Genomic DNA, 16674 nt, shown 5'->3' with positions numbered 1-16674 from the left:
TGCGGGATTGAGCGCTGGATCGGCTGAGTTGCTCGCCCCGGCCCTCGTCCGCGTGTCAGGGAGCCGGGCGCGTTTGCTCGGCGAGGAAGGCCAGCAGGTCGGCGGCTTGCTGAGGGGTGAGCGGGGCCAGCAGTCCCTCGGGCATCAGCGACTGTGGGACCGCGTTCAGCGCCTCCACCTCGGCGGCATCGACCCGAACCGTCTTGCCCTGGGCATCTTTCAACACCACGCCGAGGCGGGTGTTCTCGACGAGCATGCCCGTCTGCAGCAACCCGGCGGTCGTTTCTAGCAGGTAACTGACATAGGGCGGGTCGATCGTCACGGAGGGTTGCACGATGTGGTGCAACAGTTCCGGACGCGAATACTTGGCGCCGATGCCATCGAGATCGGGGCCGACCACTGTGCCCTCGCCGCCGATCCGGTGGCAGGTTCGGCACTGGGCGACGTTTCCTTCGACGAACAGGAGACGGCCGCGATCGGCGTCGCCGGTCAGGGCCAGCAGGGCGTTCGTATCGAACGACTCCCCGAGCCGCTCCAATCGCTCCGAGGCGGGGATGAACCGCTCGAACAGGTCGCGGACCTCGGCCGAGGGGGAATGATGGGCCATCGCCACCAGTTCCTCGACGACCGGAGGAGCGATCGCTCCCTCGTCAATCCGCCGAAGCAGTGCCAGGGCTCCGCGAATGCTCCCGGTGGCTTGCTCGAAGGCGGCGGCTCGGGCCTCGGGGTTGGTTCCTTCGGCCTGGCCAAGGATGGCGATGGCCTCGGTCACCTCGGCGGAAAGGGTGCGGAAGGGATCGGCGGGAGCGTTGACCTGGCCCTCGTCGTTCAGGCCGGCGATCCAGCGGTGCATCAGGTCGAGTGCCTGGACGTCCACCTCCGACGACCCAACACGGGGCATCCGCCCCGCTCCCAGCTTGGCCATGCGGAACAGCACGATCGACCCGAACGGGTCGCCCGGCGCCAGAATTCGGGCGTCGTCGAGGCCGAAGGTCCCCTGCACCGGCGTCATCCCGAGCAGCCCCGTCTCTGCAAGCGAACGATCGAAGACCAGATTCAGATTGGCCGATCCCCCGGCTCCGAAGCGGTGGCAATGGGCGCAATTGACCTGAAGGTACGAGCGCGCCCGAGTGTCGAGGTCATGCGTCTCGTCGTACGGGTTGGCCAGTCTCGGGAGTGCTTCGGGAGGTTCGGGGAGCGGTTCGTGAAACAGGCCAAGCTGTTCGAACGCGCGAAGCTGCTCCCTGGTCTGGCCCTCGTCGGAACCGATCGTGTTCAGTTGCAGCGTGTTGGCCGTCAAGGGGGTGGCCGATTGTCGACCGAACAGAAGCCCCTCGCCAGCCCAGGGATTATGGCAGAGCAGGCATTCCGACCTCGGGGCGATCCGGTGGGTGATCGTCCGGGAGTCGTCGAGCGGGATCGCCACCGTTGCCCCCTCGGGCTCGACAAGGGTGGCATCGGTCTGTTCCGCGTTCCATTGGTAGGAATAGGCCCGCCAGCGCCCCTCTTCGAGGTGAAGCACCTGGGTTTCCAGGCGCCTTGCCGGGGCTTTGGCGAGTCCAGAGTCCGTCTCCCCGTCGAACAGGACCGTCCGGGCGAAGACCGAGCCGTCGGGATACGCCCACAGGCCGTCTCGGGTCCAGGAGATGCGGTCGAGGTTGGGAACGGCCATCAGGCGGTCGGCGTCGAGCCCATCGCTCCAGCCTGGGGCATTGATCCGGTAGCGAAGCACGCCGGGGGCCGGTTCCAGATCGGCGACCGAGGTAAACAGCCCGGTGTCGCTCAATCGCCGGGGGAATTGCACGTTCGGCGCGGTGGCGTCGGGGTTCGGGACGAGGCGGTAGATGCGGTTCGTCTGCTCGTAATCGAGCAGGTAAAGCTCCCCCGATCGGTCCTCGCCGAAGGCAACAAGCCGCAACGGTGTCTCGGCCAGGACCTCGTGCCAGGTCACGACCCCGCCATCGACGCGAAGACCCCAGAGGGTGCCGGTCTGGAAGTCGCCGTAGATGTACGCCCCCCGAAGCTTGGCCAGGCGATCCCCTCGGTAAACAAATCCGCCGGTGACCGACGCCGCCTCGGAGTGCGGGTGATCGACGACCGGAGGAGAGATCGGGGTCGGGCCTCTCGGCGCGTCGGGCAGCACGGCCTGACGGCCTTCCATCACGCTCCAGCCATAGTTGCCCCCCCGCTCGATCCGGTGGACCAGTTCCCACAGTTCCCAGCCCACGTCACCGAGCCAGAGGTCGCCCCCCTCGCGGTCAAAACTCATCCGCCAGGGATTCCGGAAGCCATAGGCCCAGATCTCCGGCCGGGCGCCGGGCAGGTCCACGAACGGATTGTCCGGAGGGATCCGATAGGCGAGCCCCGGGTCCTGAGCATCCACGTCAATCCGCAAGACTTTTGACAGCAGGGTTGTCATGTCCTGCCCCGCCTGGAACGGATCGGGAGGACTCGGCGCCGCCCCGTCTCCGCTGGAGATGTACAGGTAACCGTCGACCGGGCTGAACTTCAGCGAGCCGCCGTTGTGGCCTCCCGAATACCAGGTGATGAGAATGCGCTCACTCGTCGGATCGATGCGAAAGGGATCGTTTGGGTTGACCCGGAACTCGGAGACGCGGGTGCCGTCCTCCTCACCGTGGCCGATTGTGTAGCAGACGAACAGGCGGCCGTTCTGTTCGAACTTCGGGTGAAAAGCCAGGCCGTAGAGGTTCGTGAACCTCGGATGACGTGGTTTCAGATCGAACATCAAGGCAGTTTCGACCGCCTTCGCCGGGTCGTCCGGGAAGGTCAGGATCTTGCCTCCCAGCTCTGCGATGGCCAGGCGATCGGTCCCCGGCACGACGACCAGCTCGACCGGCCGATCGAAGACCAGGTGCGGAAAGGCCACATCCACCACGTACGGTCGCGGGGGATCGGGCGACCCGACCATGCGGGAGGTCGTCCACGGAACCCGGTCTCCGGGAGGCTCGTCGATCGGAGCCGTCCGAGGGGCGTTCTCGATCTTGCCGGCAGGTTCGTTTTGAGCTTGAGGCGCGTCCCCCGCTCCGAGCAAACCGAGCGCAAACCAGAGGGGGACGATTCCAATCGGCCAGGTCCATCGTCGCATGGGGCTGGTCTCGCTCGGCCTCTGGATTCCCGGTGTCTCGGGAACGATCGACGACCGATTGGGAGGATGATGATCGGGGCGAGGACAGGCCCTCAATCGTACGAGGCGGCGCCCACCGCGTCGAGGCGGTGCAACCCGAAGCCCTTCATCTTGTTCGGGCGTCCCTTTCCCTGCCCGATCAGGGCAAGAGATACCCTTCGGCCAGGGATCGAAACGCCCGGACCTGATCGGCCTGCCAGGTTTCGTCGTGGCCGAGTTCCTCGGCCAGCACGGCGGCGACCTTCGGGGCGGCGTCGAGACTCGCTCGGGCGTCGAGCAGCAGGCAGCGGGATCGGCGGGCGAGCACGTCCTCGACCTTCCTGGCCATCTCGAAGCGGGCCGCCCAGGCCACCTCGCCGAGTCGGGTCGAAAGGCTCGGGTGAAAGGGCTTGTCCCAACCGGGTTTCGAGCGGAGCAAGGCCCGCAGTTCGGGGGCATCCGAACCGTACTCACCCAGCGAGTCCTCGGCCGGTGCGTCTGTCGCCCCTCGGAGCCGGAGCGAGGCCGTCTTGCACGGCCGATCCGGCAACTTGCCGACCTTCGCGGCCCGATCGACTGCGTTCGACGCCATCACGCGGTAGGTCGTCCACTTGCCGCCGGTGATCGTCACCAGCCCTGATTCGGAGACCAGCACCGAGTGTTCCCGGGAGAGCTTGGCCGTCGATTTGACCCCGGCGTGATCGATCAAAGGCCGAAGTCCGGCGAAGACACTCCGTACCTCCTCCCGCTCGGGAGGCTTCGCCAGGTAGCGCCCGGCGTGATCGAGCATGTAGGCCACTTCCTCGGCCGAGGGTTTCGGCTCGATCGGCAATCCCTCGACCGGCGTGTCGGTCGTGCCGAGGATTACCCGGTCGAGCCACGGAATCAGGAACAAGACCCGCCCGTCGTCGGTCTTCGGCACCATCACGGCGGTTGTTCCCGGCAAGACCGAGCGGTCCAGCACCAGGTGAGACCCTCGGCTCGCCCGGATCATCGGTCGGGCGTCGGGCTGGTCGAGGTGTCGGATTGTGTCGGCGAAGACCCCTCCGGCATTGACGACCACCCGAGCCGCGATGCGCAAGATCTCGCCGGTTTCCTCGTCCCGCGCCTCGACCCCCGCGACCCGACCGTGTTCGTGAACGATCTTCGTCACGGGAGCCCAGTTCAGGGCGATCCCCCCCTGATCAAGAACCGTCCGCATCAGGGCGATGGCCAGGCGGGCGTCGTCGAACTGACCGTCGTAGTAGAGAATCCCTCCGCGAAGGCCCTGGGTCCGCAACGAGGGGACGCGCTCCTTCGCCTCGCTCGCGCCGACCCACCGCGATCGGCCGAAACTCCGACTCCCGGCGAGCAGGTCGTAAAGCGTCAATCCGGTGCCATACTGCAAGAGGTCGAACCGGGAATAGGTCGGCACCAGGAACGGACTGGCGAAGACCAGGTGCGGGGCATTCTCGCGCAACCGTCCTCGCTCGCGGAGCGCCTCGCGGACGAGCCCCACCTGACCACCGGCCAGGTATCGGACCCCGCCGTGAACGAGTTTCGTGCTCCGGCTGGAGGTGCCCTGCGCGAAGTCTCTGGCTTCCAGAAGCAGGGTTTTGTAGCCGCGAGACGCGGCATCGAGGGCCGTTCCGAGGCCGGTCGAGCCCCCTCCCACGACGACCAGATCCCAGGTCGAGCCGTCTCGGATCGCGTCGAGCATCTGGCGGCGCATAAGGTTGCTCCTCAAGGTCCTGGAAGGCTCGGCCCTCGTCGGGCGAGCTTTCGGATCAAGGGGTTCGATTCCCCGAGTGTGCCCCGTTCCGCGGGCCGCGGCCACCGACTCCTCCCCGAACGGCGGTCAGTGCCGCCGCGGCCCGGGCCTCCTCGCGGTCGATCCGGCGGATCATGGCCGAGATGCCCAGGTCGGCCAGCCCCGGAACAATCCGGAAGAAGGCCCCCATCAGGCGAACCGGCCAGACGACCCGACGACGTAGCGCCAGCCGGGGGCAAGGCTGATCGAGCAATCGGGCGATCCGCCGCGCCGCCTCCTCGACCGGTGCCGAGAGAATCGCGGGGGGCCGATCCCTCATGGCGTTGTAGACGGTTCCGGGAGGCGCGTGATCGACCTGGCTGCCCGCTTCTTCTCCCAGCCGGCCGACCGCGTCGAAGAATTCGGTCTCGACCGGACCCAGCTCGACCAGGCAGACCCGAACTCCCTGCACCGCCAGCTCGCGCCGGAGCGCATCGGACCAGTAGGCCAGCCCTGCCTTGGTCGCCCCGTACGCCCCGAGCATCGGGTTGGGAATTTGCACAATGGCTGAGCCAATGGAGATGACCACCCCTTTGGATGCGATCAGGTGCGGCAAGGCCAGCCTCGTGAGCATCACGGGAGCGATAAAGTTCACCTCAAGCTGGGTCCGAAGGTTCGCCGGATCGGAGCGGCCGAAGTAGTGGGGCAGGCCGATGCCTGCGTTGTTGATCAGCGCGTCGAGGCGTCCGAAGTACTCAGTGGTTTGTGCGACGATCCGACCAGGAGCGTCGGGATCGGCCAGGTCGTCGGTGATCGCCAGGGCCGATCCTCCCCGGTCCTGAACGTCCCGAGCCACCTGCTCCAGCCGATCCGCCCTGCGGGCGACCAGAGCGAGTCGATGCCCTCCCCTGCCCAGCTCCCGAGCCATCGCGGCGCCGAGCCCCGACGAGGCCCCGGTGATCAAGATCGTCCTGGGCCTGTTGGTTGCCGTCATCCTTGACTCCTTGCCAATTGCCTGGCCTGGACCCGACACCGTGCATCATGACTCGACCCGCCCTCGATGGCCGATCGCCGCCGGTCACTGCCGCCTCAGCGAAGCCCGGAAAGCAAGCGTCCCAGGTCTCGCGCCAGGGCATCCACAAGCAAGGGGAGATAGACCCGCCTGCGCAAGTGATAATCGGCTTCCAGGCAGCGTTCGACCAGCAAGTAAACATCCTCGGGTTCGAGCCGATCGGCCAGAGCGGCGGCGGCTCGACGGTCGGACGGGTCGGGGGCCGGCGGATCGAGCCCGGCCCCTTGCCAGAGCACGACCCGGAAAAACCGGGCCAGCTCGCCGAAGATCGCGGCCGCTCGGGTCCGCTGGACGAGGCTCTCCTTCCCCGCGTCCTTGATGAACTCCTCCAGCCGTCGGGCGAGGTCGGGCGCATCAAGCGGCCTGGCGTCGGCCAGCTCGTCGACCAGGCGTCGGCGGAAGCTCGTCAACTCGGGGTCGGCCAGGCTGAGGGCTCGGGAGACACTCCCCTCCCCCAACCGGGCGAGCCGGTCGGCCTCGCTCGGGTCGGCCTCGGGGTCGCGATCGCGGAGGATCGCCGCCAGCTCCGCCTCGGGCAAGGGATCGAACCGCACGACCCGGCAGCGCGAGAGGATCGTATCAAGCTGCAACTCAGACGACGTACCGATCAGGATCAGGACCGCGCCGTCGGGAGGCTCCTCCAGGGTCTTCAGGAAGGCATTGGCCGCTTCTTCGTTGAAGTGGTCGGCGTCGTCGACGATGGCGACCTTGCGGGTGCCTCGCATGGGCTTGAGGCTCAGGTCATGGCAGAGGTCTCGGATGACGGCGATCGGCAGCTCATGCTTGTCCTCGGGGCGGCCGACCTCGTGCAGGTCGGGGTGATCTCCCGAGACGACCTGACGGCACGATGCGCACTCGCCGCAAGGGTCGAGCAACCCCTCGGCCTGTCGCTCGCAGAACAGGGCCTGCGCCAGGCGTCGGGCGAACGTCCGCTTGCCGATCCCCTCCGGCCCGACGAACAGCAGCGCATGCGGGAATCGCCCACTGGAGGCCGCCCTGCGCAGGTCGTCCACCACCCGATCATGACCGCGGACCGATCCCCAGGACACGCAGCACCTCTCCTTCGATCCGGCCGGCGACCTCGTCCGGTGTCCTCGCCCCGTCGATCACGACGATCGGCGCGGGATACGATCGGGCCGCCTCAAGAAATCCGTTGCGAACGCGGGAGCGATAGCCGTCCCCTCGGTCCTCGATCCGGTCCCTCGGCCCTCCGGTCCGGGAGCGAGCCACCGCCTCGGGCACGTCGATCAGGAGGGTCAGGTCGGGCATCACCCCGCCGATGGCCGCCCGGCCGACACTCCAGAGCTCCCCGACCTCCAGGCCCCCCGCATGGCCCTGGTAAACCACGTTGCTGAGCAGGTAGCGATCCGACACGACCACCCGCCCCGCCTCCAGATTCGGGCGAATAACCTGATCGACCATCTGAGCTCTACTGGCCATGTAAAGCAGCATCTCGGCCCGCATGCCCATCGGAACGCTGTCCCGATCGAGCAGGAGGCTCCGGAGCCGGTCGCCGAGCGGCGTGCCGCCGGGATCGCGGCACGAGACGACGGAAAGGCCGAGCCCTTGCAGGGTTTCGACCAGCCGAGCGGCCTGGGTCGACTTCCCCGCGCCGTCGGGGCCTTCGAGGCAGAGGAACATCCCCTTCGCATCGCGGCCGGGGCCGGCAACCGTCAGCGGATCGGGTTGGGCGGGCGTGTTCATGCGGAATTCAAGCTCGCGGCGACCGGGCTGAGGGAGACGAGGTGAAACCGAGGGATCACAGGCCGGGCCATTACCGTCCCGGCCCTCGAACCGGCTCGCCGGTCAGCCACTCGTGGGCGTCGGCAAAGAGCTGACGGATCTTTGCGTGGTAGAGATACCGGGAAATCTCCTCGAAGGTCCCCCAGTGGTGCCAGTGGCCGAACGGGTCGGCCGTATGCTCGGCCGAACAGGCGAGGGTCGAGGCGTCGTGCACCTCGACCATGTAATACACGACCGTCTTGAGAACCTTGCGCCCCTGGCGAAGATAGGTGTACGAGAGGCTCCGTTCGAACCCCTGGCGGAAGCTCCAGTCGGTCAGCGAGGTTTCTTCCTGGAACTCGCGCGCGGCGGTTTGCGTGGTGGTTTCCCCGGGGTCCATGCCCCCTTTGGGAAACTCCCAGCGTGCTCTCGGGTTACGGACGGTGGCCGAGTGGAGCACCAGATAGCGCGGGGTTCCGTCCTCGGCGATCCGGAACGGAATGACGCCGGCGGATCGCTCGAAGAAGGGACTCATGGTCAACGGGATCCGGTCTCATCCGACGGCGGCGCGTCGGGATCAGGGCCGTCATCGCCCACGGCAAGCAGTCCCAGGACCATCCCCGGCCAGACCCGATCGTCTTCATAGCCACGGATCTCGGCCAGGCGGCCGGAGCACGGCGCGGGAACATCAAAGGTGGCCGGGCCAACCAGCACTTCGACCAGCCGGTCCCCTTCCCAGACCTCGGCTCCCCGAGCCGCGAACCAGTGGCTAATAATGATCGGCTCGTCCGGGGCGGTCCCCAGATTGGGCAGGACGACTGCCTCCAGGCGCATTGACGAACCCTGACTGACGGTCTAGACAATTCCGCGAGCCGGGCGGCGACAGCATCGCTCTCCCGGTTCGCGACAGATTCTCTGACTGTACCACCGCCGGGGTCGCCTTGCTAGACATCTATGCCGATCGCCCGATCCGCCCTCCGAGTCGGATCGGCCGTTGACGCTGTTCCGGCAGCCCGATTAAAGTCCTGTTCAACCTCCCGCGTTCTGGACCCGAACCGATCAACCCCCAGGATCGAGACGGCCCCGGTGCTTCCGCTCCCGACCATCCTTCGTGTCCCGGTTCTTCGCTCTCGTACGGCTTCAAAATGCCTGACTTGCTCGAAAATGGTCCGAAAATTGCGAGGGTTTTTCCACCTGTTCGAGTCGATTCTCCGAGGCAGTGTCCCGAGGCCCGTCATGGGGGCACCGGGTGGGGCATGGCGCCCCCGTCGTCTCTCCGCCGAGGCCCAGGCTTCCATCGACCTGAGGTCCGCTCGAACACCCTCTCCGGTCTTCCCAACCCGAGAGGTGGGTTCGAGCCTCCAGTCGCGGTCTCGGACGCGATTTCAAGATCGAGCGTTTGAGGTATGGCCTTGGATCCGGACGCGTCCACTCTTGAAGCGCTGCAAGCAGCCCTCGACGCCGCCAACCAGCGGGCCGATCAGGCCGAGCAGGCCCTGGAAGCCCTCTACAGCGGGGCGGCCGACGCCATCATCATCCCGGGGGGAGGGACTCCCCAGGTCTTCATCCGCGATGGGGCCGATCGGTCGTACCGGGAGATCCTTGAGTTGATGGCCCAGGGCGTGGCGGTCTGCGATCTGCAGGGGCGAATTCTCCGCGCCAATCAAGCCCTGCTCGACCTGCTCGGCGAGCCGACCGACCGGCTCCTTGGTCAACGCCTGACCGACTTTCTTGAGATCGATTCCGTCAGCGATCTCGATGCGCTCATCGCCTCCGCTCGAGGCGGAACCGACCAGGCCGAGCAAGGAAACTTGCGGCTCAAGCAGCGTGGTCGCCCGCCGCTGCCTGTCCACCTCGGCGTCAGCCGTCTGACCGTTGACGATCTGGACGTGATCGTTGTGACCATGACCGATATGTCTCGTCATCAGCGCGACGAGGAGTTGCTGGCCTCCGAGCGTCTGGCCCGATCGATCATTGACCAGGCGGTCGATGCGATTATCGTTTGCGATCCGGCCGGGCTCGTCCTGCGAGCCAGCCGAGAGGCTCACCGCCTCTGTGGCGGTAATCCCTTGCGACAGCGGTTCGACGAAGCCTTCCCCTTGCAGCAGGCCGCGCCGGGTGATGTCGGCGTCTCTCCTGCTGAAGGGACCGATCCCGCTCACGGCTTGCCCCTCTCGATCAACGAGATTTTCGGCGACGTGCCGATCCGAAACCTTGAGGTCACGCTCCGCTGCGGCGATTCCCCCTCGGTTCTTTTGCTCAATTCCGGACCGATCCGCGACGAGGTTGGTCGTCGATTGGCCACGATCGTCACCCTGACCGACGTGACCCCCTTGAAGCAGGCCGAGGCCCGGCTGCTCGATGCCGACCGCCGCAAGGACGAATTCCTCGCCATGCTCGCCCACGAGCTGCGCAACCCGCTCGCGGCGATGGCCTATGGCGTCGCCTTGCTCCACAACAGCGCTCGCCAGGAGCCTCGGGACGAGGACGACGTCCTCCCGATCCTCGAACGCCAGGTCGCCCACATGCGATGGCTCGTCGATGACCTGCTCGACGTGGCCCGGGTCGAACGCGGCCGGATCGTCTTGCGAAGCCGGTCGATCGACCTGGCTCAGGTGGCCGAACAGGCCGTCCGGGTCGTTCAGCCGAGCATCTCCGAGCTTCAGCATCGGCTGGAGCTGACCATCAGCCCCCGGCCCCTCTGGGTCCAGGCCGACCCGATCCGCCTGGAGCAGGTGCTGGTCAACTTGCTGACCAACGCCGCCAAGTATACCCCCTCGGGCGGCCGGATCGTTCTGAACGGAAGGCCCGACCCTGAGCATCCCGGCCAGGTCCGCATCGATGTAATCGACAACGGCGTCGGCCTCGACGCCGAGATGCGAGAGCGGGTCTTCGACCTGTTCGCCCAGGCCGACCGCTCGCTCGACCGCCAGCAAGGCGGGCTCGGCATCGGCCTGACGCTCGTGCGTCGGCTCGTCGAACTGCACTCCGGAACCGTCGAGGTCGCCAGCGAAGGCCCCGGCCAGGGCAGTACCTTCACCGTCCGATTGCCCGCCGCCGAGGCTCCCGAGCCGGTCGAATCGGCCCCCTTGCCGATCGACGCCGACCAGAATCAGCAGCGTCATGTGCTTCTGGTCGAGGACAACCGCGACATGGCCCGCGCCCTGCAACGCCTGCTCGAAGATCATGGGCACCGGGTCGATACGGCCTACGATGGTCCTTCGGGCCTGGAGTCGGCCGAGCGGCTCGAACCCGAGGTCGTGGTCCTCGACATCGGCTTGCCGGGCCTCGACGGCTTCGAACTGGCCAGACGCCTCCGCAAGCTCCCCTCGCTGGCCGAAACGCGCTTGATCGCCCTTTCCGGCTACGGCGAGCGTCGGGACCGTGATCGCGCCATGGCCGCCGGCATCGATCACCACCTGACCAAGCCGATCGACGTGGCCGACCTCGACCGTCTGATCCGGGTGGCACCCTCCTCCCGGTCGGGGGCCGCAACCGAGCATCGTTCCCGGCCCGAGTTCTCCCCTCCCTCGCAATCGTCCGGAGGTTCCCCCGCGTTGCGGGCCATCGCCGAAGAACCGGACTTGACCCCGCCCCCGTCCTACCGAATCTTGCTGGTCGAGGATCAGCGAGCGCTCGCCGTCGTGGCCAAGCGCGTCCTGGAACGAATTGGCCATGTCGTTGAGCTGGCCGCCGACGGCCCGACCGCCCTGGAGCTGGCTCGATCATTTCGGCCCGATCTGGTCCTCTGCGACCTTCACCTCGACGGCCCGATGGACGGGCACGAGATCGCCCGCACCCTCCGAGCCGACCCGGACCTGGCCGACATCCCCTTGATCGCCGTCACCGCCCGCGATGGTGAGACGATCCGCCGTCGAAGCCTCGACTCCGGATTCGACCTCCATCTAGTCAAGCCGGTCGACTACACTGAGGTTCATCGCTACGTGGCCGAGGCCCGCCGCCCGTAAGCAAAATCGGTCTCTCAGGAGCGGCCCGAGCCTTCGAGCTGACCTGATTCGCCTTTTGGGCGAAACCAGGGCCAACACGACCGGGTAATTCTCTAGGGGCCGCTCGGACGCTCTGGGCCGGGTGCGACACCCCCCCATCGGTGGCATCCGGACGTGATGCGGCCGGATTGCCGGAACCAACCGCTGGATTTGATCTTCCGTCCCCTCTCCGCACGATTTCGAGGAGCGCGACGTGAGTCTGCGAGTGCTTCGATGGTCCCTGGTGGCCCTGCTGATCGCCCCGGCAATGACTCCGACCGGCACCGCGACCGCCGCCGAGGAAGTGCTCGGGCGCGGCGTCGGTGATCGCGTCCCCAATTTCACCCTGCCCGACGCCCGCACCGGCGATCCCGTTTCGCTGTACGACTTCCGGGGGAAGAAGGCCGCCGTCCTCATCTTCACCGGCATCGACTGCCCGATCGGCGACCTCTACATGCCCCGCCTGGTGGCCCTGGCCGAGCGCTACGAACCCAAGGAAGTCGTCTTCCTGGCCATCAACTCCAACCGCAGCCAGTCGATCGGCGAGATCGTCGCCCAGTCCGACGAGTTCGGCCTCTCCTTCCCCAGCTTGAAGGACGAAGGGAACGTCGTTGCCGACCAGCTTCTCGCCGAACGGACCTGTGAAGTCCTCGTCCTCGACGAGAAGGCTGTGCTTCGCTACCGAGGAGCGATCGACGACCAGTACGGCCTCGGCTTCGCCCGAGACGAACCGACCCGCGCCTACCTGGCCGATGCGATCGACGCCGTGCTCGACGGCCGACGCCCGGACAACTCGGCCACCTCGGTCGTCGGATGCCCGATCGAACGGGAGGAGGTCCGCGAGCAGGTGACCGACCTGATGAGCCTCGACATCGCCGATCGCGTCACCCGCCTGGTTGCCGCCGCCGACCGTGTCCGCCCCCCTTCGGCCGACCTCGAAGCCGCCTGGGCCGAGATCGCCCCCAACGCCGACGCCCTCATCGACGAGGTCGGGCCGGTCACCTATAGCAAGCACATCGCGCCGATCATCCAGGCCAAGTGCGAAGCCTGCCACCGTCCCGGAGAGGTCGGCCCCTTCTCCTTGACCACTTTCGAGGAGGTCGCCCGCCGCACCAATGGCATTCAGGAGGTCGTTGACCTGCGTCGGATGCCCCCCTGGCACGCTGACCCCCGCTTCCCCGAAGGCAATCACTTCGCTAACGACCGCAGCCTGACTCCCGAGGAACGGGCCACCATCCTCGCCTGGATCGAGCAAGGGGCTCCCGAGGGGGACCCGAGCGACCTGCCTCCTCCCGCCGCTTGGCCCGAGGGCTGGATCATCGGCGAGCCGGACATCGTCATCGAGATGCCCAAGCCGTACACGATCAAGGCCGAAGGCTTCGAGCGCTACCAGCGCTTCCGGGTCCCTTTGAATTTCGAAAAGGATGTCTGGGTCCAGGCCGCCGAGGCCCGACCGACCGACCGCGCGGTCGTTCACCACATCATCGCCTACATCATCCCGCCGAACGGCGATCGAGGGGGCCGCGATCGCATCCACCTTTGCGGCTACGCCCCCGGTGAGATGCCCTCGCGCTACCCGACCGGCACCGCCAAGCGCATTCCGGCGGGGTCCGAGTTGCTGTTCGAGCTGCATTACACGCCCATCGGCAAGGTCCGCATCGACCAGTCAAAGGTCGGCCTCGTGCTGGCCAAAGAGCCGGTCGATCGTGAAGCCGTGACCATCGGCGTGGCCAACCCCCGCTTCGAAATTCCCCCCGGCGCGGGTCCGGACGCGAAGGAGGAAGCCGCCAACTACCCGGTTCCCTCCCGCTTCATCTTCCCCCGAGATGCCGAGCTGATCGCCTTCATGCCGCACATGCACCTGCGCGGCAAGTCGTTCCGCTACTCGGCCACCTACGCCGACGGCACGAGCGAAACCCTGCTCGATGTCCCTGCCTACGACTTCAACTGGCAAAGCTACTACGAGCTTGCCCGGCCCGTGTCCTTCCGCGCCGGCGAACGGCTCGACTGCCTGGCCCACTTCGACAACTCGCCCGGGAACCCCGTCAACCCCGACCCGACCTCTCCCGTCCGCTGGGGAGATCAGACCTGGGAAGAAATGATGATCGGTTACATCGACGTCACCTTCCCCCTCTCCCCTGAGGAACGTCCCCAGATCGGCGACGTGGCGACCCTCGGCTCGTCTGAGTAACCGGCGATTTCGCTTCGATCCTCGGCGAACGATCCTACCGACGACCGGCCGGCCGTAGCCTTTCGCAACGGCCTGAGCCGGTCGTCTTGCGTTGCCCCCTCGTCTCTCGGATCGTACGATTGAGTATAAGGGAACTCTCAAGGCCCGATCGAACCGGAGGCAACCTCGTCCATGTCCACGGCGACCCCGGCCCACCTCTCTGCGCTTTACGAGCAGGATGAAACCGCCTGGCTCGACGCCAACGCTGCCTTGATCCGCGAGGGGAAGCTTGACGAAGTCGATTTCGCCCACCTGGCGGAGTTTCTTGAAGACATGGCTCAACGAGATCGTCGTGAGGTCAAGAGCCGGTTGACCGTCCTGATGATGCATCTCTTGAAATGGCAATTTCAGACGGAATTTCGGTCGAGGAGTTGGTACTCGACGATCATCCTGCAACGTGCGGAACTTGTCGACTTACTCCAGTCGAAGCTCCTTCGTCATCATGCGGAAGCGATCTTGATGGATGCCTATGCTACGGCCACGCTCAAGGCATCGTCCGAGACCGGTTTGCCACGATCAACCTTTCCCGCCTCCTGCCCGTACTCGATCGACGACCTCTTGACCGTTTCGGAACAGGCGGACGACCTCCCGTGAGTTCCCGGCCTAGAGGGACCGTTGCCTCTCACGCTCCGCTCGAAACGCCGGGAATCCCCCTTCGTCGCAACGGAACCAGATCGTCAGGCCCGCCTCCTCCACGACGCAGCCGTATCCGGGAGTCCGATTTATGAGTGTTCGTGTCCTGATGATCTTGGTGTTCGCGTTCATGCTCGTTGATCCGTCGAGGGCCGCAATGCTCCAGGAGGATCGCGCTGCGTCCGAATCCGAAGGGGTTGAGCCGTCGGTCCCGCCGGCCTTCGAGCCGTACGCACCGCTCATCGGACGCTGGAAAGGGCAAGCCGTCCCGGCCGAGAATCCCCTGCGTGGCTGGCGGGAAACACACGAGTGGGCCTACGCCTTTCAAGGCGGCGAGACGGTTGGCCTGACCCTGACCATCGAAGGGGGCAAGGTCCTTGACTCTGCCCGGATCACCTTCGACGAGGCTTCCGAAACCTACCGCCTGGAAGGGACCGATCCCGACGGGTCGCCGGTCGTTTATGTCGGTTCCCGAGATGAGAAGACCAACGCCCTGACGCTCGACCGCTCCAGCCCTGCCGGTGACGATCGCCTGACGATCCGGCCCAACGCCAACGGTATCCGCTCTGACTTCTGGTTCGACCGCAAGGAGCCCGGTTCCCCTCAGTTCGACCGCCTCATTCGAGCCAACCTCGGCAAGGAAGGAGAGAACTTCGCTGGAGGGGCTGCCGTCAAGGGACCTGAGTGCATCGTCACCGGCGGCGCGGCCACGATCACCGTCTCGGCCGGTGGCTCGACCTTCGCCGTCTGCTGCTCCGGATGCCGCGATGAGGTCCTCGCCAACCCCGCGAAGTACGCCCGGAAGCTCCGGGCTTCGCTCACCTCCTCGCGGCCGGCTGACGAACCCGCTCCGTCACCCGAGCCGACCGACTCCCCTCGCCCCGACCGCGCGGAGACTCCTCCGGCGCCGAGGCCGACGCCGCCGACCGACGAGCCTGCTCCCTCCGACCCCGAAGCACGCCGCAAGGCCGCTTCGCTGCTTCGGCTCGGCCAGTCGCTCGAACGCCAGGGGAAGGCCGACGGCGCCCTGACCTTCTATCGGCGAGTCGTCGCCGAGGCCCCCGGCACGCCCGAGGCCGCGACTGCCGCGGCCCGGATCAAGGCCCTCTCGGGTGACGAGTGATTCCAGTGTCTGAAGGCTGCGTTCGAGACTCGGGCGCGGCCTTCAGCTCTCCTTCTTCGTCCTCGATTTTGGCCTCGCCTTTGACTTCGATGTGCCTTTCGAGGATCGGGAGGGTTGGGCTTGGGAGGATGAGTCCTCCTCGGCCTGGGCTTCGGCTTCGGCCTGGACTTCGGCTTCGGCTTCCGCTTCGGCCTGGGCCTCAAGGGCGGCGCGGCGGGCGCGGGCCTTGGCGTGTTCCTTGGCCTCGAGTTCGTCGAGGATGTCCTGGGCGGGGGTGACTCGGATGTCGAGGCCGATCCGGGTGGTCCGGATCTTCCAGTCCCCTCGGTTCCAGCCGTCGATGATGCCGGAGGCTTCGAGCCGGTCGAACATCTGCTCGACGTAGGCCGGCACGCGGTCTTCGTACTCGGTGACGAGGTCGAGCTTGCGGCCGAACAGGTTGAGGATGCCTCGGAGCGTGGCCGGGCCGTTGCTCTGAATCCTTCGCTGGCCTTCGGGGCTGGCCGGGTCGGGGCCGTCGAAGGTCAGTTGCATCGACCGCAAGAGCTTGCCGAACTGGCTGAACCAGGACTTGCCGAAGCCGAAGTACTCCTTGTGAACGATCCGAAGCTCGTCGTCGTAGACGATGGCGGCCTGGTAGACGGCTTCGAGGTAGTTCTCGCCGTAGTCAGTCTGGAAGGCGATATTGACCCCCTTGGCCAGGTGCTGCAAGGCGGCCGGCAGGCCGACGGCTCGGGGATCGACGCTCAGGCCCACGTCGCGCAGGCCGCCGGCCTTGCGGGCGGTGATCGTCCCTCCTCCCGACTCGGCCGACGCGGCAATGGCGACGTTGACCTCGTCGTTGTCTCGGGGGGCGTTGACCGGCGGCGTCGGCGCCATGTCGGTTCGGGACCGCCGCGTCGATCGAGCTGCGGTGGCCCCAGACGAAGGATCGGCCGGTGGTGTGCTGTCGGTTGCGGGATCGTTCGATCGGGTGCGGGCCATGCGTCCGGCTCCGGTCAGCGGGGTTCGGTTCGGGTCGGTTCAAGAGCGTGCTGATGCCGCTCGGGGGCGAT

General features: G+C 66.7%; 12 protein-coding genes. 4 read left to right on the top strand and 8 right to left on the bottom strand.

The window, feature by feature from the left end:
- Positions 1–55: 55 nt before the first annotated feature.
- From GA615_RS11585 to GA615_RS11555, 7 genes are all read right to left on the bottom strand, one after another.
- Complete coding sequence (locus GA615_RS11585) at positions 56–3106, bottom strand: PQQ-dependent sugar dehydrogenase (protein ID WP_152051457.1); 3051 nt, start codon at positions 3104–3106, stop codon at positions 56–58.
- Positions 3107–3284: 178 nt separating this feature from the next.
- Entirely contained in the window at positions 3285–4835 is a 1551-nt protein-coding gene (locus GA615_RS11580) for a glycerol-3-phosphate dehydrogenase/oxidase (RefSeq protein ID WP_152051456.1), read from the bottom strand.
- Between the two features lie 55 nt (positions 4836–4890).
- On the bottom strand, positions 4891–5847 hold the full coding sequence (locus tag GA615_RS11575; RefSeq protein WP_152051455.1) for an SDR family NAD(P)-dependent oxidoreductase: 957 nt from the start codon (positions 5845–5847) through the stop codon (positions 4891–4893).
- A 95-nt stretch (positions 5848–5942) separates the two neighbouring features.
- Positions 5943–6974, bottom strand: a complete 1032-nt coding sequence (gene holB / locus GA615_RS11570) for a DNA polymerase III subunit delta' (RefSeq protein ID WP_152051454.1) — start codon at positions 6972–6974, stop codon at positions 5943–5945.
- On the bottom strand, positions 6946–7629 hold the full coding sequence (tmk, locus tag GA615_RS11565) for a dTMP kinase (protein WP_201750166.1): 684 nt from the start codon (positions 7627–7629) through the stop codon (positions 6946–6948). Before tmk ends, holB begins: the two co-directional genes overlap by 29 nt.
- 70 nt (positions 7630–7699) lie before the next feature.
- On the bottom strand, positions 7700–8182 hold the full coding sequence (locus GA615_RS11560) for a bis(5'-nucleosyl)-tetraphosphatase (RefSeq protein ID WP_152051453.1): 483 nt from the start codon (positions 8180–8182) through the stop codon (positions 7700–7702).
- A gap of 2 nt (positions 8183–8184) precedes the next feature.
- Positions 8185–8481, bottom strand: coding sequence for a biotin/lipoyl-containing protein (locus GA615_RS11555; RefSeq protein WP_152051452.1), 297 nt, complete (start codon positions 8479–8481; stop codon positions 8185–8187).
- A 572-nt stretch (positions 8482–9053) separates the two neighbouring features.
- Between GA615_RS11555 and GA615_RS11550 the strand changes: the two genes are divergently transcribed.
- The 4 genes from GA615_RS11550 (at position 9054) to GA615_RS11535 (ending at position 15619) form a co-directional block, all read left to right on the top strand.
- Positions 9054–11615: a response regulator gene (locus tag GA615_RS11550; RefSeq protein WP_152051451.1), complete on the top strand. Its 2562-nt coding sequence runs from the start codon at positions 9054–9056 to the stop codon at positions 11613–11615.
- A 232-nt stretch (positions 11616–11847) separates the two neighbouring features.
- The gene (locus GA615_RS11545; RefSeq protein WP_152051450.1) at positions 11848–13824 is read left to right on the top strand and encodes a redoxin domain-containing protein; all 1977 of its coding nucleotides are present in this window, start codon (positions 11848–11850) and stop codon (positions 13822–13824) included.
- A 171-nt stretch (positions 13825–13995) separates the two neighbouring features.
- Entirely contained in the window at positions 13996–14457 is a 462-nt protein-coding gene (locus tag GA615_RS11540) for a DUF29 domain-containing protein (protein ID WP_152051449.1), read from the top strand.
- Between the two features lie 130 nt (positions 14458–14587).
- Positions 14588–15619, top strand: coding sequence for a tetratricopeptide repeat protein (locus GA615_RS11535; protein ID WP_152051448.1), 1032 nt, complete (start codon positions 14588–14590; stop codon positions 15617–15619).
- 42 nt (positions 15620–15661) lie between these two features.
- On the opposite strand, the gene GA615_RS11530 is transcribed toward GA615_RS11535, so the two are convergent.
- A complete protein-coding gene (locus GA615_RS11530; RefSeq protein WP_152051447.1) occupies positions 15662–16603 on the bottom strand; it encodes a hypothetical protein in 942 nt (313 codons plus the stop codon).
- Positions 16604–16674: the final 71 nt, after the last annotated feature.

The organism is Tautonia marina (genome assembly GCF_009177065.1).
In the GTDB taxonomy this organism is placed as follows: Bacteria; Planctomycetota; Planctomycetia; order Isosphaerales; family Isosphaeraceae; genus Tautonia; species Tautonia marina.
This window is presented reverse-complemented; position numbering and strand designations above follow the sequence as displayed.

Excerpts from the sequence above, each read along its gene's own strand:
- GA615_RS11585 (WP_152051457.1), bottom strand. The coding sequence starts at position 3,106 with ATGCGACGATGGACCTGGCCGATTGGAATCGTCCCCCTCTGGTTTGCG.
- GA615_RS11580 (WP_152051456.1), bottom strand. The coding sequence starts at position 4,835 with ATGCGCCGCCAGATGCTCGACGCGATCCGAGACGGCTCGACCTGGGAT.
- GA615_RS11575 (WP_152051455.1), bottom strand. The coding sequence starts at position 5,847 with ATGACGGCAACCAACAGGCCCAGGACGATCTTGATCACCGGGGCCTCG.
- tmk (WP_201750166.1), bottom strand. The coding sequence starts at position 7,629 with ATGAACACGCCCGCCCAACCCGATCCGCTGACGGTTGCCGGCCCCGGC.
- GA615_RS11560 (WP_152051453.1), bottom strand. The coding sequence starts at position 8,182 with ATGAGTCCCTTCTTCGAGCGATCCGCCGGCGTCATTCCGTTCCGGATC.
- GA615_RS11555 (WP_152051452.1), bottom strand. The coding sequence starts at position 8,481 with ATGCGCCTGGAGGCAGTCGTCCTGCCCAATCTGGGGACCGCCCCGGAC.
- GA615_RS11550 (WP_152051451.1), top strand. The coding sequence starts at position 9,054 with ATGGCCTTGGATCCGGACGCGTCCACTCTTGAAGCGCTGCAAGCAGCC.
- GA615_RS11540 (WP_152051449.1), top strand. The coding sequence starts at position 13,996 with ATGTCCACGGCGACCCCGGCCCACCTCTCTGCGCTTTACGAGCAGGAT.
- GA615_RS11535 (WP_152051448.1), top strand. The coding sequence starts at position 14,588 with ATGAGTGTTCGTGTCCTGATGATCTTGGTGTTCGCGTTCATGCTCGTT.
- GA615_RS11530 (WP_152051447.1), bottom strand. The coding sequence starts at position 16,603 with ATGGCCCGCACCCGATCGAACGATCCCGCAACCGACAGCACACCACCG.